The 22,218-nt window shown below is 65.0% G+C and carries 11 protein-coding genes and 8 pseudogenes; 1 reads left to right on the forward strand and 18 read right to left on the reverse strand.

Going from position 1 to position 22,218, the window contains the following annotated elements:
- Nucleotides 1-135: 135 nt before the first annotated feature.
- From E6W36_RS01535 to E6W36_RS01585, 10 genes and pseudogenes are all read right to left on the reverse strand, one after another.
- On the reverse strand, nt 136-1,560 hold the full coding sequence (locus E6W36_RS01535) for an alkaline phosphatase PhoX (RefSeq protein ID WP_222873540.1): 1,425 nt from the start codon (nt 1,558-1,560) through the stop codon (nt 136-138).
- Between the two features lie 349 nt (nt 1,561-1,909).
- Entirely contained in the window at nt 1,910-2,554 is a 645-nt protein-coding gene (locus tag E6W36_RS01540; protein WP_222873541.1) for a glutathione S-transferase family protein, read from the reverse strand.
- 78 nt (nt 2,555-2,632) lie between these two features.
- Nucleotides 2,633-3,592, reverse strand: a complete 960-nt coding sequence (locus E6W36_RS01545) for an NAD(P)/FAD-dependent oxidoreductase (RefSeq protein WP_222874364.1) — start codon at nt 3,590-3,592, stop codon at nt 2,633-2,635.
- Entirely contained in the window at nt 3,484-3,813 is a 330-nt protein-coding gene (locus E6W36_RS01550) for an NAD(P)/FAD-dependent oxidoreductase (RefSeq protein WP_222873542.1), read from the reverse strand. The genes E6W36_RS01545 and E6W36_RS01550 overlap by 109 nt, the downstream gene beginning before the upstream one ends.
- Nucleotides 3,813-7,236: pseudogene (gene dnaE, locus E6W36_RS22715) on the reverse strand (DNA polymerase III subunit alpha). Before dnaE ends, E6W36_RS01550 begins: the two are co-directional and overlap by 1 nt.
- A 149-nt stretch (nt 7,237-7,385) precedes the next feature.
- Nucleotides 7,386-7,817, reverse strand: coding sequence for a YceI family protein (locus E6W36_RS01560; RefSeq protein ID WP_281277583.1), 432 nt, complete (start codon nt 7,815-7,817; stop codon nt 7,386-7,388).
- Between the two features lie 234 nt (nt 7,818-8,051).
- Nucleotides 8,052-8,725 (reverse strand): annotated as a pseudogene (locus E6W36_RS01565) (ABC transporter ATP-binding protein).
- A pseudogene (locus tag E6W36_RS01575) lies at nt 8,718-9,964 on the reverse strand (lipoprotein-releasing ABC transporter permease subunit). Before E6W36_RS01575 ends, E6W36_RS01565 begins: the two co-directional pseudogenes overlap by 8 nt.
- 4 nt (nt 9,965-9,968) lie before the next feature.
- Nucleotides 9,969-11,280, reverse strand: a pseudogene (gene proS / locus E6W36_RS01580) (proline--tRNA ligase).
- A 175-nt stretch (nt 11,281-11,455) separates the two neighbouring features.
- Entirely contained in the window at nt 11,456-11,764 is a 309-nt protein-coding gene (locus E6W36_RS01585; RefSeq protein WP_222873546.1) for a hypothetical protein, read from the reverse strand.
- Between the two features lie 355 nt (nt 11,765-12,119).
- On the opposite strand from E6W36_RS01585, the gene E6W36_RS01590 reads away from it, so the two are divergent.
- The gene (locus tag E6W36_RS01590) at nt 12,120-12,878 is read left to right on the forward strand and encodes a DUF3800 domain-containing protein (protein ID WP_222873547.1); all 759 of its coding nucleotides are present in this window, start codon (nt 12,120-12,122) and stop codon (nt 12,876-12,878) included.
- A 305-nt stretch (nt 12,879-13,183) separates the two neighbouring features.
- Here the strand turns inward: E6W36_RS01590 and E6W36_RS22720 are convergent, their stop codons facing one another.
- The 8 genes and pseudogenes from E6W36_RS22720 to nuoL form a co-directional block, all read right to left on the reverse strand.
- On the reverse strand, nt 13,184-13,858 hold the full coding sequence (locus E6W36_RS22720; RefSeq protein WP_246047959.1) for a hypothetical protein: 675 nt from the start codon (nt 13,856-13,858) through the stop codon (nt 13,184-13,186).
- A gap of 19 nt (nt 13,859-13,877) precedes the next feature.
- Nucleotides 13,878-15,460, reverse strand: a pseudogene (locus E6W36_RS01600) (ribonuclease J).
- Between the two features lie 161 nt (nt 15,461-15,621).
- Nucleotides 15,622-16,397 (reverse strand): annotated as a pseudogene (locus E6W36_RS01605) (type III pantothenate kinase).
- Nucleotides 16,381-16,749: a biotin--[acetyl-CoA-carboxylase] ligase gene (locus E6W36_RS01610; RefSeq protein WP_246047961.1), complete on the reverse strand. Its 369-nt coding sequence runs from the start codon at nt 16,747-16,749 to the stop codon at nt 16,381-16,383. Before E6W36_RS01610 ends, E6W36_RS01605 begins: the two are co-directional and overlap by 17 nt.
- 88 nt (nt 16,750-16,837) lie before the next feature.
- Entirely contained in the window at nt 16,838-17,140 is a 303-nt protein-coding gene (locus E6W36_RS01615) for a biotin--[acetyl-CoA-carboxylase] ligase (protein ID WP_222873548.1), read from the reverse strand.
- Nucleotides 17,137-18,576 carry an NADH-quinone oxidoreductase subunit NuoN gene (gene nuoN / locus E6W36_RS01620; RefSeq protein ID WP_246047963.1) on the reverse strand — a complete coding sequence of 480 codons (1,440 nt, stop codon included), beginning with the start codon at nt 18,574-18,576 and terminating at the stop codon, nt 17,137-17,139. Before nuoN ends, E6W36_RS01615 begins: the two co-directional genes overlap by 4 nt.
- A gap of 15 nt (nt 18,577-18,591) precedes the next feature.
- Nucleotides 18,592-20,093 (reverse strand): annotated as a pseudogene (locus E6W36_RS01625) (NADH-quinone oxidoreductase subunit M).
- A gap of 15 nt (nt 20,094-20,108) precedes the next feature.
- A pseudogene (gene nuoL / locus E6W36_RS01630) lies at nt 20,109-22,214 on the reverse strand (NADH-quinone oxidoreductase subunit L).
- Between the last annotated feature and the right edge of the window lie 4 nt (nt 22,215-22,218).

Below are 22,218 nucleotides of genomic sequence, written 5' to 3' on the forward strand. Positions count from 1 at the left end.
AATCGCAGCAAAACAAACCGATAGAGCGGACGATCAGATACGGTCAGATCGAAACGCGCTCCAAAAAGCCGGCGCGTTTATGGCGCGCCGGCTCGTTAGCGGTCAATGCCAGCCTGTTGCCGGCTGGCCTGTCGTTTAGCGGCGGCGGCGGCGGCCGGCGGCGATGCCCGCCAGGGCTGCACCCGCGCCCAGAACGCCCAGAGTGCCCGGTTCCGGAACCGAGAACACCGAGATGAAGTCGCGGCCGCCATCGGCGTGCTGCGTGTTCACGAAGAGGCGGAACGGGTTCAGCGGATCGAACAGAATGCCGGTCGGCTCCGCAGCGAAGGTGGTCTGGATGCCGAGGCGCACGATGGCTTCCGCCACGCCGTCGCCATCTGCGTCCTGCGCGCAGAAGATGTCGTCGACCGGGTTCGAGCCGCCGATGTCCTCGGTCACGCAGATGTCGCCGAAGGCGCTGATGGCGATGTTGTCCGGCGAGGAGAAGCCGCTGCCAACCGCAAGGCCGGTCGCTGCGTCGATGGTGTTGGTGTCGACGAAGATCTTGGTCGACGGAGCAGCCGGATCGGTGACGTCGATCGCATAGATGCGGTTGTCGCCGGTGGTCGGAACATAGAGGATTTCACGGCCGCCCGGCAGCGTCTGCAGTTCGAAGTCTTCGGGGCGGTTGAAGGCCGAAATCGGGCTGTTCGGATTGGCGGCGTTATAGTCGGCGACCGCCTGACGCGCATTCACGGTCGGGTCGGTGATGCCGGCGATCGGCGTGCCGTCCGGGTTGTTGAGCGCAACCCAGTCGGCGGCGCCGACGTTGTTGGCACCGCTGACGCGCAGCGCGAACAACTGGCCGCCGGCCAGCGGATCGTTCGGGTTGGTCGGCACCAGGCGGAAGATGCCGCCGGGGAAGTTTTCGTCAGCGACATAGCTGTTGCCGAACTTGTCGATCGAATAGCCTTCGTGGCTCAGGCGACCGATGGCCGGACGATCAATGGTGATCGGGCGGTTGGCGACGACCGGATCGTTCGGGTCACCGAACGGGTTGAGGACTTCGAACAGGCGGCCGCCGGAGCCGCTCTCTTCCGCCACCAGCGCGGTGCCACGGTCCGTGAAGCGCACGAGATCGCCGCGCGAGAACGGCCCGGTGACGTTCGGGTCGGAAATCTGGATCGAGGTGCCGGCGGTCAGGTCGACGCGATACAGGCCGCCCTGCAGCGACGCGCCGATTTCCGGCGTGGTGAACAGGAAGTTCGGGCGCGACGGGTCGATCGCCAGCTGGTCGATCAGCGGATTGGCCGGAAAGGTCGAGCCCGGTTGCTGCACGTGGAAGATCACCTGCTGCTGCACCGCGCCGTTGGTCACGAACGGCGTGGCGAGGCCGGTGTTGCCACCCGCACGGGCGACCGTGTTGTACTGGCCGACGCCAGTGGTGAAAGTGTCGGTGCGGGTGACGTCATTGTTGGCGGCCAGCGGGCCGTTGGCGACCAGTGCATCGAACACCGGGCCGGCCATGGCGGTCGAGGACATCAGCGACGCGGCGAGCGCCGCGGCAATACCGAGTTTCATATTATAAACCCCAAAATAGAGCTGCGCAGTGCAAACACGCCTGCGTACGCCGGAATGGCGGTGTGCGACGCTTAGCCGCGCGATGTGACAGATCAGCGTCGTCGATGTGGTTTACAGGCGTCGTTTTTATATTTTTTAACTAATACTGTACAAAATGCGCAATTATATAATTGTGAATTATATTTAAATTATAATTTCTAACGGCCCGTCGCACAAACTGTGGCAGATTGTCGCACGTAAATTTTGCGATGAACGGAAGTAGGGTCGAAATATTTTACAGTAAAGAACCAGGCAACCCATGATCAAAACAGCTTATAAGAGTTATTCGCAAAGCAAATAGGAATAATTCTCAGGAATACTGCGCATGCGGCATGTTGCGGCGCCAGCATTCCAGGAGTTTTGGCTGGGCCTCGGCGCGGTTCGCAATTGCGAAAAGTTTCGGCGCATGCTCGGCAAACCACGGTCGCCGCGGCCGCCAGCAGGTCAGGCCCGCGACATAGATATCCAGGGCGCTGAACCGGGTGCCCAGAAACCAGGGCGCGCCGGCCGCCGTTTCCATCATGGCGTAAAGTCGCTGAGCATAGGCGTCGGTCGCGGCGCGAAAGCCCTCCCGTGCCGCCTCCAGTGCCACGAACCGCGCCGGCTCGTCGCCGTAGGTGAAGGTCGGGTAGATGTTGGCGACGATGAACACCAGCCAGCGCAGGAAGGCGGCGCGCTCCGGCGCGTCCGGTCCGGGGACTAGGCTGTCGTCGCGCGCAAGGTCGGCAAGGTGGAGCGTCATGGCGGCGCTTTCGGTCATCGCCTGCCCGTCGGCCAGCACCAGGGTCGGCACCTGCGCCACCGGGTTGACCCGTGCCAGCGCCGCCCGCGCCTCGGCCGAGGCGAACAGGTCGCCAACACTTTCGAACCGGTACGGCAGGCCATACCAGTCGAGTTGCGCCTCCACGTACATCGAACCCCAGCCCGGTTCGCCGTACAGCACCATCGCCGCCATATAACCTCCCGTTATCCCAGCCGATCCCGCAATGCGTAATACAGCATGCCCAGCGTATACAGCGGTCCGCGCAGCAGATCACCCCCGGCCAGGAAAGGCCGGCAGCGCCGACAGGCGCTCGTAGACATCGCTGTCGCCACGCAGATGATCGGCGATCGCCTTGCCGTAGAAGGGAGCCAGCAGGCAGCCCTGCCCGGAATAGCCGTGTGCGAAATAAAGCGCTCCGCCGAGCCGGCCGATTTGCGGCAAACGGTTGGGCGTGATCCCGACCAGCCCTGACCAGGCGTAGTCGATCCGCGCTGCCGCCAGCGCCGGGAACACGCGCGCCATGTGGGGACGCACGAACGCAGCCACATCGCGGCGCGGCGTATGCGTGTAGGTTTCCCCGCCGGAAAACAGCAGCCGGTTGTCAGCGGACAGCCGGTAATAATCCAGCGCGAACCGGCTGTCGGCGACCGCCGCTCGACCCGGCAGCAACGCCGCCGCCTGCTCGTCCGGCAAAGGCTCGGTGGCGATGCAGTAGCTGGCGACCGGCATGATCGCGCGTGCGAGGTGCGGCGACAGGCCGCCGATCAGCGCGTCGCACGCCACGATGCCGGCTGCGGCGCGCACGCTGCCGGTCGCCGCGCGGACGGTCACGCCATTCCGGCCCTGCTCAATCGCCACCACCCGGCTGCCCTCATGAAGGCGCGCGCCGGCTGCCTGCGCGCGGCGCGCCAGACCGCGCAGAAACTTCAGCGGGTGGAAATGCCCGCCCAGCCGATCATAGAGGCCGCCAGCATACCCGCCGCCGGTCACATGGCGCGCCAGGGCCGCCCGCTCCACGACGTCCAGATGATCGAAGCCCAGGGTCTCCCGGATGAAGGCGGCCTCCGCCCGCGCAAGCGCGAAATGCCGATCGCTCACGCAGGCATGGAGATGCCCAGGCGTCAGATCGCAATCCTCGGCCAGCGCCCAGACCAGATCGCGCGCGTCCAGCCCCAGCCGGTACAGGGCCTGCGTGCGCGCCAGCCCCAGTCGCGCGCAGCCTGCTCCCAGTCGAGCCGGAGGCCGGGAATCAGTTGCCCGCCATTGCGTCCCGACGCCCCGGCGCCGACCGTCTCTGCCTCCAGCACAACGACATCCGCGCCGGCCCGCGCCAGATGGTAGGCCGCAGAGATGCCGGTCAGCCCGCCGCCGATCACGACGGCATCGGCCACAGTCTCGCCCTGCAACGGCGGGCTGTTTAGCCCCTCCCCTGCAGTCGAGATATAGTACATCAGTGAGCCCAGCTCAGCTCGGCGGCGACGATGCCCGGCGCACCGGCGAGCCGCTGTTTCAGCGCCGGGTCGACGCGGAATTTGCCGGGCAGGCGGATCTCGGCGATCTGGCGCGCCAGATGCAGTTCCAGACGCACCTGCCCGGCGCCGCCCTTGCGCTCTTCCAGCGTCTGCGCCAGCAACGACAAGGCCGCCGGAGCGTCAATGACGAGACGCAACGACGCCGCAACATGGTCGGCCATGGTCTCGAGCGGGATCGCCGCACGCACCGTCACCCGCGGCGCTTCCTCGGGGTTGGACCAGAACAGCTCGCAGCGCAGCAGCACGGCGACGCCGTCCGCCGCCGCCCGCTCCAGGTCGCCCTGTGCATCGCCATCGAAGGCGCTGGCCTGGAACTGCCCCGACTGGTCGGAGAGATCGGCCGTCAGGTAGCGGTTGCCTTTGGCCGAGGTGCGCCAGCGCACTTCCCCACCTGGGCCGCAAGCGTCACCGGCATGCGGTTGCCGGAGACCGGCATGGCCGTCTCCATGGCGCGCGCATAGGTCACCGCATTCTGCGCCGCCAGCACATGCGCGAAGGCATCCAGCGGATGCGCGGAGAGGAAGAAGCCGAATGCCTCGCGCTCACGCTCCATCTGGACACCAAGCGGCCAGGGCTTGTGCTCGGGCACCGCGAACTTGGGCAGGCTGGCGCCGCCCCGCCGCCGAACAGGCTCACCTGCGCGCTGGTGCGCTCCTCGGCGGCAGCGTTGGCATAGGCCAGCAGCTTGTCGATGGCTTCGAACAGCGCGGCCCGATTGCCGCAGAGACTGTCGAACGCGCCGCTCAACACCAGACTTTCCATCTGCTTGCGGTTGAGGCTCTTGGGGTCGACCCGGTCGGCGAAATCGCTGAGATCACGGAATGGGCCACCGGCCGTGCGCGCGTCCACCATCGCCTGCATCGCCTTCTCGCCGACGCCCTTGAGCGCCCCGAGCGCATAGCGCACCGCCAGCGCGCCGCCATCCTGCTGCACCGTGAAGTCCGCGCCGGACGCATTCACGTCAGGCGGCAGCATGGGCACGTTCAGCCGCTTCATGTCGTCGACGAACACGGCGAGCTTGTCGGTCTGGCTGATGTCGAACGCCATGGAAGCGGCATAGAACTCGACCGGATAGTTCGCCTTCATCCAGGCGGTATGGTAGGAGACCAGGGCATAGGCCGCCGCATGGCTCTTGTTGAAGCCGTAGCCTGCAAACTTTTCCACCAGATCGAAGATATAGCCCGCACGCTCGGCCGGAATGCCGTTGCGTGCCGCCCCTTCGAGGAAGCGAGACTTCTGGGCGTCCATCTCCTCCTTCTTCTTCTTGCCCATCGCGCGGCGCAGCAGGTCCGCCTCGCCCAGGCTGTAGCCGGCGAGGATCTGGGCGATCTGCATCACCTGCTCCTGGTAGATGATGACGCCGTAAGTCTCGGCGAGCACCGGCTCCAGCAAGGGGTGCAGATAGTCGGGCGCTTCCCGCCCGTGCTTGCGGTGCGCATAGGTCGGGATGTTGTCCATCGGTCCCGGCCGGTAGAGCGCCACCAGCGCGATGATGTCCTCGAACTTGTCCGGCTTCACCAGCGACAGGGTGCGACGCATGCCCTCGCTTTCCAGCTGGAACACGCCGACCGTCTCGCCGCGCGCCAGCAACTGGAAGGTTGCGGGATCATCGAGCGGCAGCCCCGGCAGATCGACCGCCACCCCGCGTTGCGCCAGCAGATCGACCGCGCGCTGCAGGACCGACAAGGTCTTGAGGCCGAGGAAGTCGAACTTCACCAGCCCGGCATACTCGACATATTTCATGTCGAACTGCGTGACCGCCATGTCCGAACGCGGGTCGCGGTACAGCGGCACAAGCTGGTCGAGCGGCCGGTCGCCGATCACCACGCCGGCCGCATGCGTCGACGAGTGGCGATAGAGGCCTTCAAGCTTCAGGGCGATGTCGAACAGTCGTTCGGTCTGTTCGTCCTCATGGCGCTTGGCGGCGAGTTCCGGCGTCTGATCCAGCGCCTGGCCCAGGGTCACGGGGTTGGCGGGGTTGTTGGGGATCAGCTTGGAGATGCCATCGACCTGGCCATAGGGCATCTGCAGCACGCGCCCGACATCCTTGACCACCTGCCGCGCCTTCAGCTTCCCGAAGGTGATGATCTGCGCCACCTGATCCGCGCCGTACTTCTCCTGCACGTAGCGGATCACCTCGCCGCGGCGGGTTTCGCAGAAGTCGATGTCGAAGTCCGGCATGGAGACCCGCTCAGGGTTGAGGAACCGCTCGAACAGCAGGCCGAAACGCAAGGGGTCGAGGTCCGTGATGGTCAGCGCCCAGGCCACGACCGAGCCGGCGCCAGAACCGCGCCCCGGCCCCACCGGAATGCCGCTCGCCTTGGCCCACTGGATGAAATCCGCGACGATCAGGAAATAGCCGGGAAAGCCCATCTGGGTGATGACGCTCAGCTCGAATTCCAGCCGGTCCCGGTAGGCCTGGTGGTCCCCGGAGACGCTGCGCAGCCGCCGCGCCAGCCCTTCGCGCGCCATGTTCGCCAGCGCACCCGCTTCGTCTCCGTCGGCGGAAAAGCGCGGCAGGATCGGCTTGCGCTTGGGCGGCGACACGGCGCAGCTGCGCGATCACCAGCGTGTTGGCGATCGCCTCGGGAACGTCGGCGAACAATGCCGCCATGGCGTCCGGTGCCTTGAACCAGCATTCCGGGTTTGAGCGCGGCCGGTCCGCCTCCTCGACGTAGCGGCTGGCGGAAATACACAGCATGGCGTCGTGCGCGGCGAGAAAATCGGGTGACTGGAACTGCACCGGGTTGGTCGCGACCAGCGGCAGACCCTGCGTGTAGGCCAGATCGATCAGCGCGGCATCGCTTGCCGCCTCAAGGGCGGTCCCCGTGCGGGTCAGTTCGATGTAGAGGCGCATCGGGAACGCCGCCTGCAGGTTCTCAAGGTACGTGCGTGCAGCATCCACCTGTCCGTCCGCAAGCAGGCGCGCCAGCGCCCCGTCGCCGCCGCCGGTCAGGCAGAGCACGCCATCCGTTGCGCCCGCCAAGGCTTCAAGCGTCACATGCGGCGGCTGATGCGGATCAACATCCAGGTGCGCCCGGCTGACCAGGCGGCTGAGCGCGTCATACCCCGCCGGCGACTGCGCCAGCAGGGTCAGCGAGTCGACCCCTGCCCCTGTGGCCGGGCGATGCTCAGCAGGCAGCCGATGATCGGCTGGACGCCGCGGGTGCTCAGCGCGTCCGCCGCCTCCATGACGCCGAACATCACGTCCCGGTCGGTGATCGCCACCGCCGGCATGGCGTGCGCCGCGCAGGCCTTGGCGATCTCGTCCGGGCGCATCGCCCCTTCCAGCATGGAAAAGGCGGTCTGGACCCTCAGGTGAACGAACGGCGCGTACGGCATGGCGCGAGAATGCGGCCTGCCTGCATCCAGAGCAACGGACGTGTGCGGCTTATCCACAACATATGGCACAGCGTGCGGTTTGACGAGCCGCCTCAGCCAGTCTTCCCCTGGGCGGCCAATAGATGACCGAAGACCTCGACATCCTCAGCTCAGGAAATCGGCAATAATGTTGCCTGTATCGTGACCGCGACCCTGCGTCCTACCAGCAGCGGCATGGCGGTCATGCCGAAATCGCGCCGGTTTATGGTGGCGACCGCCGTCAGCGCCAGCGGCGTATCGACCGGCTGCTGCAGCGGCGCCTGCGCGAAGGTAACATGCAAGGTCGCGGGCTTCGTCACGCCGCGGATCGTCATCTCACCGTCAAGCTCTCCCGCCAGCGCGGATTGCACTCTGAAGCGATGGCCGATGAAGCGCAGCGTTGGGAAATGCTCGGCATCGAAAAACATCGGCCCGCGAACCTGCGCCTGCGTAAACCTGTCCGACGCCGTAACCGCGCGCGTATCGAGGTTGATTTCCAGGCGCACCCCTTCCGGATCCCGGGTCGAGACCATCACCTTGCCCTGCATTTTCGGGAACCGGATGGTCCTGCCGGCGAACCGAGGACGGGAACTTGCGCCGTGACGCTGCTGGTTGCTTCATCGATCCTGTATGCGCGCGCTTCGATGTCGACGGGCAGCGCAGAATCTGCGGCGAGCCAGAGCGCCACACCCGCAAGGAACCACTGCATGCGTTAAAGCCCCGATCAACCTCTAGTAATGATTAGATGGTGCATCGCGGGCGTGCGTACACTCCCTCGGGCGTATCAGGTGAACGCTCTACCCAAAACGCCCTTCGTGGAGCGTAACCACCCGGTCCATGCGGCGGGCCAGTTCGCGGTTATGGGTTGCAACGAGGGCTGCGCTGTTCTGCTGGCGCACCAGGCGCATGAATTCGGCGAGCACGATGTCGGCCGTCGCCTCGTCCAGATTACCGGTCGGCTCATCCGCCAGCACCAGCGCCGGTGCGTTGGCCAGTGCGCGCGCCACCGCCACCCGCTGCTGCTCGCCGCCGGACAATTGCGCCGGGCGATGTTCCAGCCGCTCGGCCAGCCCGAGATCGCCCAGGAGGGACGCCGCTCTTGTGTGCGCGTCAGCCGGCGTGCGGCCCGCGATCAACTGCGGCATCATCACATTCTCGATTGCCGTGAAGTCGGGCAGCAGATGGTGGAACTGGTAGACGAAGCCAAGCTTGTCGCGGCGCAGGGTCGTGCGCTGGTCTGCGCTCATGGTCTGCGCCTCGACCCCTGGATGCGGATCGAGCCGCGCCAGCCGCCTTCCAGCAAGCCGACCGCCTGCAGCAAGGTCGATTTGCCGGCACCCGACACACCGACCAGCGCCACGATCTCGCCGGGCGCGATCGTCAGGTCGACGCCACGCAGCACATGGATGGTGACGCCGCCCTGTACGAAGTCGCGGGTCAACCCTTCGATGGCGAGCACCGGTTCACTCATAGCGCAACACCTGCACAGGGTCCGTGTTCGCCGCCTTCCAGGAGGGATAGAGCGTGGCGATCAGGCTCATCACGAAAGCGACTGCGCAGACGCCGGCGATCTGCCACGGATCGACCAGCGACGGCATCTCGGACAGGAAGCGCACTTCCGGATTCCACAGGTCGATGCCGAACAGGGCGCCAACCCCGATCACGATCTCCTGCCGGAAGTGCAGCAGCGTGAAGCCGAGCGCCAGCCCGACCAGGATGCCGACCACGCCGATCACCAGCCCGGCCAGGATGAACACCCGCATCATGGCAGCGCGGCTTGCGCCCATGGTGCGCAGAATGGCGATGTCGCGGGTCTTGGCGCGCACCAGCATGATGAGGCTGGAGACGATGTTGAACGCGGCGACCACGATGATGATGGTCAATATCCAGAACATCACCACCCGCTCCACCTCCAGCGCCTCGAACAGGGCGCGGTTGAGCGCGCGCCAGTCGACGATCACGCCGTGCCGGCTCACCTCGGCCTGCAGCGGCGCGACCCGCTCGCCGACCTTGTCCGGCTTGTCGGTGACGATCTCGATCGCACCGACCGCATCGCCAAGCTGGAAATAGCGCTGGGCCGAGGCCAGCGGCATCATCACGAACGCCTGGTCATACTGGTAGACCCCGACCTCGAAGATCGCCACGACGCGAAAGCTCGCAATGCGCGGCGTCACGCCGAACGGCGTCACCCGGCCCTCCGGCGCGATCAGCGACACGCTGTCGCCCACGCGCGCCAGCAGCAGGTTGGCGAGCTGCGACCCGAGCGCGATCACCGGTTCGCCGTCCCTGAAAGCGTCGAAGCTGCCCGCTTTGACGTTGCGCGCGAAAATGCTGTCTGCGCGGATGTCCTCCGGCCGCACGCCGCGCACCGTTATGCCGGCGGCGCGCCCCGGCGCGAGGCCATGAGCTGCTGCTCGATGATCGGCGTCGCACGGATGACGCCGGGCAGCTGGCGCGCATCCTCGAGGATCGGCCGCCAGACGTCCAGCCGGCCGTCATAGCCCTGCACCAGGGCATGCCCGTTGACGCCGAGAATGCGGTCCAGCAGGTCGGCGCGAAACCCGTTCATCACCGACATCACCGCGACCAGCGCCGCGACACCGAGCGCGATCCCCATCAGCGAGATGATGGAGACGATGAAGATGAAACTTTCGCCCTTCACCGGGCGCAGGTAACGCGTGGCGATCAGGCGTTCGTAGCGTGCGATCATGCGGTCAGCAGCTTGAGCGCGGCGTCGAGGACAGTTCCTGCTTGTCGCCGGTGGCGCGCCGCTTGACCTCGACCACCCCGGCGGCAATGCCCTTGGGGCCGATGGTCACCTGCCAGGGCAGCCCGATCAGGTCCATGGCCGCGAACTTGGCGCCACCGCGCTCGTCGCGGTCGTCGTAGTAGGTGTCGAGCCCGGCCGCCTGCAGCTTCGCATAAAGATCGTCGGCCACCGACGCGCAGGCCGCATCGTCGACCCGCAGATTGATCAGCCCCACCTGGAACGGTGCCACCGCATCCGGCCAGACGATGCCGTTGGCGTCATGGCTTGCCTCGATGATCGCGGCGGCCAGGCGCGATACCCCGACGCCGTAGGAGCCCATGTGCGGGATGATCGTGGTGCCGTCCGGCCCCTGCACCCGCAGGTTCATGGGCTCAGGTATTTGGTGCCAAAGTAGAAGATGTGCCCAACCTCGATGCCACGTCCGGTCAACACCGCTTCGCCCAGCTCCGCCTCGCGTGGCAGATCGCGTTTTCGTCGGTTGCGGCATAGTCGGTGATCAGTCCTTTGATCCAGGCGTCGAGCGCACCGGCATCGTCGGGATCGAAGCTGAGGTCGCGGTAGCCGCGCGGCTGGTCCCAGTTCCTGTGGAAGAACACCTCTGACTCGCCCGTCGGCGCCATGACGATGAACTCGTGGGACAGGTCGCCGCCGATCGGCCCGGTGTCGGCCTGCATGGGGATCGCTTTCAACCCCAGGCGCTCGAAGGTGCGCAGATAGGCCAGGAACATCCTGTTGTAGCTGTGGCGTGCGCCGGCCTGGTCGAGATCGAAGGAATAGGCGTCCTTCATCAGGAATTCGCGCCCGCGCATCAGGCCAAAGCGCGGCCGGACCTCGTCACGGAACTTCCACTGGATGTGATAGAGGTTGCGCGGCAGGTCGCGATAGCTGGCGACGTTGTCGCGGAAGATGCTGGTGATCATCTCCTCGTTGGTCGGCCCGTAGAGCATCTCGCGGTCGTGCCGATCCCTGAAGCGCAGCATCTCCGGCCCGTAGGCGTCGTAGCGGCCGGACTCGCGCCACAGATCGGCCGACTGCACCGTCGGCATCAGCACTTCCAGCGCGCCGGCGCGGTTCTGCTCCTCGCGCACGATGCGCTCGATATTCTTGAGCACACGCAGCCCGAGCGGCAGCCAGGCATAGATGCCGGCGGCCTGCTGGCGGATCATGCCGGCGCGCAGCATCAGCGTATGGCTGACGATCTGCGCCTCGGTCGGGTTTTCCTTGATCAGTGGCAGGAAGAAGCGGGAAGCGCGCATGAAGCCCCTGGAACGGTTGTGGATCGTCCCAAGCTCTTAGACCCTTCCCGTTTTGATTGAATCACTTTTGTGAGGCAGTCAGAAACGGGAAGGGTCTACGCAAAGTGTGAGCCTTTCTTAGCGCTTTCGCTTGAGCCACTTTAACACAAGTACCTAAATCTCAGTCGGAAAGGCTCTAGCGGCGGCGCGGGGCCGGTGTCGAGACTTCCGGTTTGCAGGGTGCGATAATCGCCGGCTTGTCGCCGATCACCGGGCTCTCGATCGTGACGGCGCCATCCGACTTGACGGTGAGATTGGCGACCGGCGCCCGGCCGAGCAGACGTCCATCCCGTACGACATCCGGGTCAACGGTATCGCCAGGTCGAATGGCTGAGTCGAAAGACTCGTCGAATCTGCGGAAACATCCGCCGAAGGCCGGTGCGCGACGTCGTCGGACGGCCGGTGCTGCACATCGGCGCAGCTCTGCGCCTGTGCGCAAACCCATGGTATCGGGAACATCAGCAGGGCCGATACCAGCAGTTGTTGCAGCCTGGTCACAGGGCTTGTCCTACCGTCATGCTGCGCAGCATTTTCATCGATCCATCGTTGCATCTGTTACCTTAGGCGCTAGACGTTTCAACACGCTCGCAAGGGTCAAGGTTACGGGGAGAATCGGCTTAAGGCTGAACATCCTAGCCCTAAAATAGAAAACAATGGGCTAACTGACGTGGGTCCGGCTTTGCCGGGCCCTTTTTCTATCGGCGGCCATCGCGCCGCCGCTGAAACCGGCGCATGGCGTTTGGTGGAATTCCTCAAGGCCAGTCGGCGCGTATCGCACAGGCCAGCGGCAGAGGGGCGGCATGAAGGTTCTCTTCCTTGACGAGTCAGGCGACCACAACCTGTCGGTGATCGATCCGCTTTACCCAGTGTTCGTGCTGGGTGGCGTCATCATGGATTATGACTATGCCTGCAACGAGGTCGCGGCGGCGCTGGATCAATTCAAGATGAAGATGTTCGGCACCAAAGACATTGTGCTGCACACCGCCGATATTGCCCGCAACCGGGCCGGATTTGAGCGGCTGAAAGACAAGGGCTTCCGCGAAGCGTTCTATGTGGAGATGAACGCTATCATGGCGGGACTTAATTATCAGGTGGTCGCCTGCGTCATACACAAGGACGTTCATTTGCAGCGCTATGGCTTGGCCGCTGTCGACCCCTACATGCTCAGCCTCGATATTCTGGTCGAACGCTTCTGCCTTGATGTCGGCCCGGTGACGAACGGTGGCGTTATTGTGGCCGAAACGCGGGGCAGTACTTTGGATCGGGGTATTGAACTCGCGTGGTTAAACCTGAAAATTCAGGGTACCCGGTTTATGCAGGCCACAAACATCGAGCGGCGCGTGAGGGGTCTGCATCTGCGGGATAAAAGAGAATATCGCCGGGCTACAACTCGCCGATCTGGTCGTGTCACCCATCGGGCCATGTGCTTGGCAAGCCCGGAAAACAGGACTGGGACATTGTCGAAAGCAAGCTGCGGCGCAGTACAAGCGGCAGAACTGACGGCTTTGGATTGGTTGTCCTACCCAAAGGAAGGGCCAGCCCCGCTACGCAGTGACTAGCCCATGAGCATCTATGTACATGACTCCTGGAAAAGTCAAGGAATGTGCCGAAAAGATAGTGTCTCAGTTAGAAAGAGCGCTCGTGGCGAGCTTGGAGAGAACCATGAGCCGCTCAGCCCTTCTGTCCAAGCTCAGGGTAAGCGGGAAGGTTTCGAACTGAGGCACTATCATCGAAAATCGGAACATTGATCCTGTCTATTGCACCGGCGGCAGCACATACTCCCGGAACGGCCCGGGCATGTTCGCGAGCGTCAGCCAGCCGAAATGCTCGTTCGCCCAGTAGAGCGCGAAGAAGCCAAGGCTGATCAAGGTCGTCCACAGCAGCTTCTTTTCAGCATGGGTGCGGCTGGCGCGCTGTCCGCCTGTCCGGGACCAGATCGGTCCCTGCCTCCGCCGCCGTGCGCACACCCCAGGGCAGCACGGTAAACAGCACCGTCCACCAGATGATGAGATAGATGGCGAGACCGCTGATCAGGCTCATCAGTTGGTTTTGCTCCCGCCATCACCGTGATCTGGGTCTCGCCCTTGTCGCCGGGCTGGATCATCACCTGCATGCCGTCATGCTCGTCGCCGGCGCTGATCATGCGGGACTCATCCGTGGTGATCTCCGCGGTGACCTTCATGCCGCGGTCCGCGATCACCTTCTTGTAGTGGGCGACCACTTTGTCCGCACTGTCGCTGGAGGTCATGACCACCATGCCGCCCGCGCCGCCCTCGCTGACACCCTTCATGGTGCTGACCACTTTGGCCCCGGGATAAACTGGCGCGACGTCTTTGGCTGCCGATGCGGCTGCATCGCCGGAGGAGAAGGTGGCAGCACCTTTCTCGGAGGTGAAGGTCACCGTGTCCTTGTCCTGGCTGACCTCGCCCTTGACCGTCTGGTCTTCGCCCTCGGACGACTTGACCGTGAAGGTTACGTCCTCGGTCTTCTTGCTCTCCCCGCAGGACGCCAGCGCCAGGCCGGCCACAACAAGCACCATGATCCGCATAAGTCCCTCCCTACACCTTGATGATATGCACCTCGGCTATCGGCCTCTTGCCGGTATAGTCGCGCGCCTGCGACCGGATCGCAATGCGGATTTTCTCGGACAGCCCGGCGACATCCTTGGCGTTCGACGTCTCGACGATGCGGACCACCTCCCGCTTCGCCTTGGCGACGAAGTCGTCCAGGTCTTCCTCCAATGGCAGGCCCTGCACGGCGAACACCGGCTCGCCCAGCAGCTTGCCGCGCTGCAGGGCCAGACTCACGGAGAGGTACCCATTGAACAGCAGCCGCCGGCGTTGGACCATGGTCAGACCGTCGGCCGGCACGATCACGTCGCCATCGAGCACCAGCCTGCCAGCGGTCTCCTCACGCAGCTTCTTCGGGCCGTCGGGTGCCAGGCGGATCACCGCGCCGTTGGTCGGCACGATGGCATCGGGCACGCCAAGCGAGAGCGCCAGCGTCGCATGCTCCGTCATGTGGCGCATCTCGCCATGGACCGGCACGGCGATCTGCGGGCGGATCCACCCGTACATGGCCTCCAGTTCGGGCCGGCCGGGGTGGCCGGAGACGTGCACGTGCGCGCCTTTTCCGTGATAACCTCCACACCCTGCGCCACCAGCGCATTGTGCAGCACCCCGACCGCCAGTTCGTTGCCCGGAATCTGCTTGGACGAGAAGATGACCAGATCGCCCTTCGAAAGGCGGATCTCGTTATGCTCCTTGGCGGCGATGCGGGCGAGTGCAGCCCGTGCCTCGCCCTGGCACCCGGTCGCCACGAACAGCACCGACTGCGGCGGCAAGGACATCGCTTCGTCCGGATCGATCAGCGGCGGCAGGTGCTTGAGGTATCCGCTCGCCTTTGCCACCCGGATGATCCGGTCGAGCGAGCGCCCGACAACGCAGAGCTGGCGCCCGGTCTCGTTGGCGACATGGCCGATGGTATCGACCCGCGCGGCGTTGGAGGCGAAGGTCGTCACCAGCACGCGGCCCTTGCGCCCCTTGACCACCTCCAGCATCGCCCGGCGCACTTCGCCCTCGGAGCCTGATGCCTCGCGATTGAACACATTGGTCGAGTCCCCGACCAGGGCCAGCACGCCGCTGTCGCCGATGGCTGTCAACTGCTCGGGCGTCGATGGTTTGCCCATCAGCGGCTCATCGTCCAGCTTCCAGTCGCCGGTGTGGAACAGGCGGCCGTAAGGCGTCTCGATCACCAGGGCATTGCCCTCCGGGATCGAGTGGGCAAGGTGGACATAGCGGATCTTGAACGGCCCCAGCTCGAAGGTCGCCCCCATGGAGACGGTCTTGACCTTGATCGCGTCGTCGAACCCGTCGGACTTCAGCTTCTCGCGCAGCAGGCCGGCGGTGAACGGCGTTGCATAAACCGGCACTTTCAGATCGCCGGCTAGATAGGGCACCGCACCCAGATGGTCCTCGTGCCCATGGGTCAGCACCACGCCCAGCAGACGGTCGCGGTTACGTTCGATGAAGGTCAGGTCTGGCAGCACCAGCTCGACGCCGGGCAGGCTCGGGTCCGCGAAGGTCATCCCCAGATCGACCATGATCCATTTACCCTGACAACCGAACAGGTTGACGTTCATGCCGATTTCGCCCGAGCCGCCCAAAGGCAGGAACAGCAGCTCGTCGCCGGGAATTGTCACCAATGAAATCCTTGTTCGTTCAATGCTCTATTGCCGGGCATAGATGGGCGGTGGCCGGTGCGCCGTCAACGCGACATCGCGCTGCGCCGCAATAAAAGTTTTCAGGCCTGCACGTTTCGCGCGTATATCGCCGCCAGGCCTTTCACGGTCAGGTCGGCGTCGACATGGTCGATCGAGTCCGTATGCCGGTCGAACAAGGGGCTGAGGCCGCCGGTTGCAATCACCGTCGCCCGCCCGCCAAGTTCGGCGCGGCAGCGCGCGACCATGCCTTCGATCAGGCCGACATAGCCCCAGAAAATCCCGGACTGCATGGCCTCGATGGTGGAGCGCCCGATGGCCCGGCCGGACGGCGGCGGCTCGACCGCGATCTTGGGCAGCTTGGCGGACGCGAGGAACAGCGCCTCGACCGACAGGTTGATGCCGGGCGCGATCACACCCCGCGGTACACGCCGTCGCCCGAAATGATGTCGAACGTCGTCGCCGTGCCGAAATCGATGACGATGAGATCGCCCGGATAGGCCGCATGCGCCGCCACCGCGTTGACCAGCCGGTCGGCGCCGACTTCCGACGGGTTCGGCAGGTCGATGCCGATGCCGAGGTCGATCTGCGCGGTCACCACCAGTGGCTCGACCCCGAAGTAGCGCTTGCACATCTGACGCAGGTTGAACAGCGTCGCCGGCACCACCGTGGCGATGGCGACATCAGTAATCGCGGCGCGGTCGCCGCCGTTGATGTCCATCAGTTGCGACAGCCAGACCATATATTCGTCCGCCGTGCGGCGCGCCTCGGTCGAGATGCGCCAGCGCTCGCGAATCTCGCCGCCCTCAATCAGCGCGAACAGCGTGTTGGTGTTGCCTACGTCAATCGCCAGCAGCATGGCCGGTACCCTCGAAAACGTCTGCGGCATGAAGGGTCTCGACCACGCCGCTGTCAAGGCGCAGCACCAGCGCGCCGTCTTCGGCCAGGTCGAGGAACTGACCAGCGAGCGTCCGATAGGTCAACCGCGCCTCGATCCGTGCGCCGAGGCCCGAGGCGGACGCGAGCCAGGCGGTGCGGATTGGCGCGAACCCGCCCTCGCGCCAACGGCGACGCCAGGCGTCGAACGTCGTGATGACGGCCCGTGCGACCGTGTCCGGGTCTGGCGCGTCGCCGGTCATTGCCTGCAGACTGGTTGCCGGGCGTTCCAGCCCGACCGGGTGATGCGCGAGGTTGATTCCGATGCCGACCACGACCCACGGCAATTCCGGGGTGTTGCACGGGTCTCGAGCAGGATGCCGCTGACCTTGGCACCATCGAGCAGGACGTCGTTGGGCCATTTCAGGAGCAGCCGCCCGCCGGCACCCACTGGCCGAGCGCCTCCCGCACGGCGAGCGCTGCAACGAAGGACAACTGCGCCAGCATGCCCTCGCCCGGGCGGGCGCGGATCAGGCCGCTCAGCAGCAGATTGCCAGCCGGCGACTCCCAGACGCGGCCGCGCCGCCCCCGTCCGGCGGTCTGCCGGTCCGCCCGCAGCCAGCTGTTGTCGGCAGCGCCAAGCACGGCCTGCTCCAGCATGGTCTCGTTGGTGGAGGCGAGTTCCGGGACCGCGCGCAGGGTCCAGGTCGTTTGCGGCGCGCTCAACCCAGCAGCGACTTTGCGGCTAGTGCGGCAGCGGCGGCCAGCGGGCCGATCGCCAGATAGCCAAGCGGCGAGGCAAAGGCAGCCGAAAGCGCCAGCACCATGGACGACGGCGCATGCGCCATATCGTCAAACGCCGGAGCCGGCTCATCGAAGTACATCACCTTGACGATGCGCAGGTAATAGTAAGCCGCGATCACGCTGGCGAGCACGCCCAGCACCGCCGGGATCACCAGGCCGGCGGCGATCGCCGCCTGGAACACGAACAGCTTGCCGACGAAACCGATCAGCAGCGGGATGCCGGCCATGCTGAACATGATCATCGCCAGTGCAAACGCGATGCGCGGCTGGCGGCGCGCCAGCCCGGCCAGATCGTCAATCGCCTCGACCGCCTGTCCGCCGCGCTGCATGGCCATGACGCACAGAAAGCCGCCGATGGTCGTCGCCATATAGATCGCCATGTAGACCAGCACGGACTCGATGCCCGCCTCGGTCCCGGCGGCGACGCCCAGCAGTGCGTAACCGACATGGCCGATGGAGGAATAGGCCAGCAGGCGCTTGATGTTCTGCTGGTTGATGGCAGCGATCGCGCCGAGCGCCATCGAGCCGACCGAGGCGACAATGATGATCTGCCGCCATTGCTCGGCCAGGCCGGGAACGCATCCGACAGCACCCGCACCAGCAGGCCCATGGCGGCGACCTTGGGGCTGCCGCGAAAAGGCGGTCACCGGGGTCGGCGCGCCCTCGTAGACATCCGGCGTCCACATGTGGAACGGCACCGCGGCGATCTTGAACACCAGGCCCGACATCACGAACACCAGGCCGAACAGGATGCCGACGGACGGTGCCTGCTCCGCAACCAGTACACCCTGCAGGCGCAGGAAGTCCGTCGAGCCGGCGAACCCGTAAACCAGCGACACGCCATAGAGCAGCAGGCCGGACGACAGCGCGCCGAGCACGAAATATTTCAGACCCGCTTCGGTTGAGCGCGCATTGTCGCGGTGGAAGGCGGCGAGCACGTAAAGGCTGAGCGATTGCAGCTCCAGGCCAAGGTAGAGCGACAGCAGATCGCCAGCCGACACCATCATCAGCATGCCCAGCGTCGCGATGAGCACCACGATCGGGAACTCGAACCGCGCGATGCCCAGCCGCCGCACCTGCGGTTCGGCGATGATCAGCGTCGCCGCCGACCCAGCCAGGATCACCACCTTGAGAAACTGGGCGTAGGCGTCGACAATGAACAGGCCGTTGAACCCGGTGCCCGATGCGCCGTTCGCCACCAGAGCGGCAGCCGTCACCATGACTGCGACACAGGCCCAACTGATCGTCGAATAGCTTCTGTCGCCCTGAAACACGCCGACCAGAAGCAGGACAAGGGCGCTCACGGCCAGCCACAGCTCAGGCGCTGCGAGCATCAGGCTGTCGGAAAGTGCGGTCACGCTCGTCATCCTTTGTCAGCGCGCGTCGGCAGTCTGCTGCGGGGCGCGCTCAAGCTGGCTGACCAGCTTGGCGACCGGCGCACGCAGCGGGTCGAGGAAACTGTTCGGGTAGATGCCCATCCAGAACACCAGCAGGAGCATGGGCGCGAACACCACCTTCTCCTTCCAGGTCAGGTCCAGGATGGACTGGAGATCGTGGCGGGTCAGTTCGCCGAACACCACCTTGCGATACAGCCACAGCATGTAGGCAGCACCGAGGATCACGCCGGTCGCAATCACGAACACCAGCCAGGTGCTCGCCTTGTAGGCCCCGACCATCACCAGGAACTCGCCAACGAAGCCCGAGGTGCCGGGCAGGCCGATCGAGGCCATGGTGAACACCATGAACACCAGCGAATAGGCCGGCATGCGGTTCACCAGCCCGCCGTATTTGGCGATCTCGCGGGTGTGCATGCGGTCGTAGACCACGCCGACGCACAGGAACAGCGCGGCCGATACCACGCCATGCGAGAGCATGACGAAAATCGCACCTTCGATGCCCTGGCTGTTGAAGGCGAACAGCCCGGCGGTGACAAACGCCATGTGCGCAACCGAGGAGTAAGCGATCAGCTTCTTCATGTCCTCCTGCACCAGCGCGACCAGCGAGGTGTAGACGACTGCGATCATCGACAGCGCAAACACCAGACCGGCCAGCTCATGGCTCGCATCCGGGAACATTGGCAGCGAAAGCGCAGGAAGCCGTAGCCGCCCATTTTGAGCATCACGCCAGCCAGCACAACGGACCCGGCCGTAGGCGCTTCCACGTGGGCGTCCGGCAGCCAGGTATGCACCGGCCACATCGGCACCTTGACGGCGAAGGACGCGAAGAACGCCAGCCAGAGCCAGGTCTGCACGTCCTTGTCGAAGTCATAGGCCAGAAGCTCGGGAATGGACGTCGTGCCGGCCGTATTGATCATGTACAGCATGGCCAGCAGCATCAGCACCGAACCGAGCAGCGTATAGAGGAAGAACTTGAAGCTGGCATAGATCCGCCGCTTGCCGCCCCAGATGCCGATGATGAGATACATCGGGATCAGCCCGCCCTCGAAGAAGATGTAGAACAGCATCATGTCGAGGCTGGAGAACACGCCGATCATCAGCGCTTCCATGAACAGGAAGGCGGCCATGTATTCGCAGACCCGGGTCTGGATGCTGTCCCAGCTCGCGATCACGCACAGCGGCATCAGGAACGCCGTCAGCGCGATCAGCACCAGCGCGATGCCGTCGATGCCGAGGTGATAGCTGAAATACGGCCCGAACAGATCATGCTTCTCGATGAACTGGAAGCCGCCGTTGCCATTGTCGAAGTTCAGCCACAGCACCACGGCCAGGGCGAACACCAGCAGGCTGGTCAGCAGCGCGGTCATGCGGGCGTTGTGCGCCCGCGCGACTTCGGTGCCGCCCGGCACGAGTAGGATCCACGCCGCGCCGACCAGGGGCAGCAGGATCAGGGCGGTAAGGATGGGAAAGTTGTCCATGGCGCGCCCTAGAACTCAGCCCTGCGCAAACAGTCGCGGCAGAAACCACGAGGTTGCGATGGCGATGCCGATCAGCATGACGAAAGCATAGGTATAGAGGTAGCCGGTCTGCAGGCGGCTGGTGCCCTGCGCGGTGCGCGCCACGACAGCGGAGATACCGTCCGGCCCCAGCCGGTCGATGGTCTGCATGTCGCCACGCTTCCAGAGCAGGCGGCCCAGCGCCAGGCTCGGCTTGACGAACAGCAGGTCGTACAGCTCGTCGAAATACCATTTGCGGAACAGGAACTGGTGCAGCCCCGGGAAGGTACGCACGAACGCCGCCGGGATGCCCGGCTTCCACAGATAGGCCGTGATCGCCAGCGCCAGCCCGACCAGCATCACCCCATTGATCAGCATCGGCACCCAGCCGGGTACGCGGCCGGGCTCGTGCATCAGGTGCAGGATGTTCTCGCCCTTCACGAACAGTGCGGTGCGCCAGAATTCGTCCATGTGGTGGCCGATGAACTGGCCCTCGAAGCCCCAGCCGGCGGCGAATGCGCCGATCGCCAGCAGCAGCAGCGGCAGGCGCATCGGCCACGGGCTTTCATGCGGGTGATAGCCGGCGGTGCCGTCGCCATGGTCCTTGTGCGCATCGTCGCCATGAGCTTGATCGGCGTGCGGGTCATGGCCATGCGCATCGGCATGGCCCGCATGCGCATCATGGGCATGCGCATCATGCGCGTGGTCATCGTGATGATGGCCATGCACGGCATGCTGGATATGCTCGGACTGCGCCCAGCGCGGCTTCTGCAGGAAGGTCAGGAACCACAGCCGCCAGGAATAGAAGGTGGTCAGCAGTGCCGCCGACACGCCCAGCACGAACGCGAACGTGCCCATCGGCGACGGCGAGGCGAATGCCGCCTCCAGGATCGCATCCTTGGAATAATAGCCGGCGAACAGCGGCACGCCGGTGATCGCCAGCGTCCCGACGAACATCACGCCCGCCGTAATCGGGATATGCTTCAGCAGCCCGCCGTAATGGCGCATGTCCTGCTCGTGGTGCATCGCGTGGATCACCGAGCCCGCACCCAGGAACAGCAGCGCCTTGAAGAAGGCATGCGTGAACAGGTGGAACATCGCCGCGCCATAGCGCCGACGCCGAGCGCGAAGAACATGTAGCCGAGCTGCGAGCAGGTCGAATAGGCGATCACCCGCTTGATGTCATGCTGGGTCGTGCCGATCGTCGCGGCGAAGAAGGCGGTTGCCGCCCCGACCACGGTCACCACCTGCAGCGCCACCGGTGCCTGCTCGAACAGGGGCGACAGCCGCGCCAGCATGAACACGCCGGCGGTCACCATGGTCGCGGCATGGATCAGCGCCGACACCGGGGTCGGGCCTTCCATGGCGTCCGGCAGCCAGGTGTGCAGGCCGAGCTGGGCCGACTTGCCGCAGCGCCGACGAACAGCAGCAGGCAGATCGTCGTCATCACGTCGACTTGATAGCCGAGGAATTCAAAGCTCTTGCCGAACTGGCCGGGCGCAGCGGCGAAGATGGTGTCGAACTCGACCGAATTGAACACCAGGAAGATCGCGAAGATGCCCAGCGAATAGCCGAAGTCGCCGACCCGGTTGACCACGAACGCCTTCATCGCGGCGGCATTGGCGCTCGGTTTCTTGTACCAGAAGCCGATGAGCAGGTACGACGCGAGGCCGACGCCCTCCCAGCCGAAGAACATCTGCACCAGGTTGTCGGCGGTCACCAGCATCAGCATGGCGAAGGTGAACAGCGACAGATAGGCCATGAAGCGCGGCTTGTCCGGGTCCTCCGCCATGTACGACCAGGAATAGAGGTGCACCAGCGAGGAGACCGTGGTCACCACGATCAGCATCACCACGGTCAGGGTATCGACCCGGATCGCCCAGTCGAGCGTCAGGTCGCCGGAGGTGATCCACTTCAGCAGCGTCACCTTGGTGAAGTCGCCGTGCCCCATCCCGACGTCGAGGAACGCCATCCAGGACAGCGCGCAGGCGACCGCCACGGCGAGCGTCGTCACAAGCTGCGACCCCGGTCGCCGATCGTGCGGCCGAACAGCCCGGCGACAAGGGCCGCCAGCAGCGGCAGGAAGACTATGGCCTGGTACAAGCGC

The sequence above is a fragment of the Hankyongella ginsenosidimutans genome (assembly GCF_005144965.1).
GTDB classification, from domain to species: domain Bacteria; phylum Pseudomonadota; class Alphaproteobacteria; order Sphingomonadales; family Sphingomonadaceae; genus Hankyongella; species Hankyongella ginsenosidimutans.

Coding starts and splice junctions, on each gene's coding strand:
- E6W36_RS01585 (WP_222873546.1), bottom strand. CDS start 11,764: ATGGGTTTGCGCACAGGCGCAGAGCTGCGCCGATGTGCAGCACCGGCC.
- E6W36_RS22720 (WP_246047959.1), bottom strand. CDS start 13,858: ATGGTGCTTGTTGTGGCCGGCCTGGCGCTGGCGTCCTGCGGGGAGAGC.
- E6W36_RS01590 (WP_222873547.1), top strand. CDS start 12,120: ATGAAGGTTCTCTTCCTTGACGAGTCAGGCGACCACAACCTGTCGGTG.
- E6W36_RS01535 (WP_222873540.1), bottom strand. CDS start 1,560: ATGAAACTCGGTATTGCCGCGGCGCTCGCCGCGTCGCTGATGTCCTCG.
- E6W36_RS01550 (WP_222873542.1), bottom strand. CDS start 3,813: ATGTACTATATCTCGACTGCAGGGGAGGGGCTAAACAGCCCGCCGTTG.
- E6W36_RS01540 (WP_222873541.1), bottom strand. CDS start 2,554: ATGGCGGCGATGGTGCTGTACGGCGAACCGGGCTGGGGTTCGATGTAC.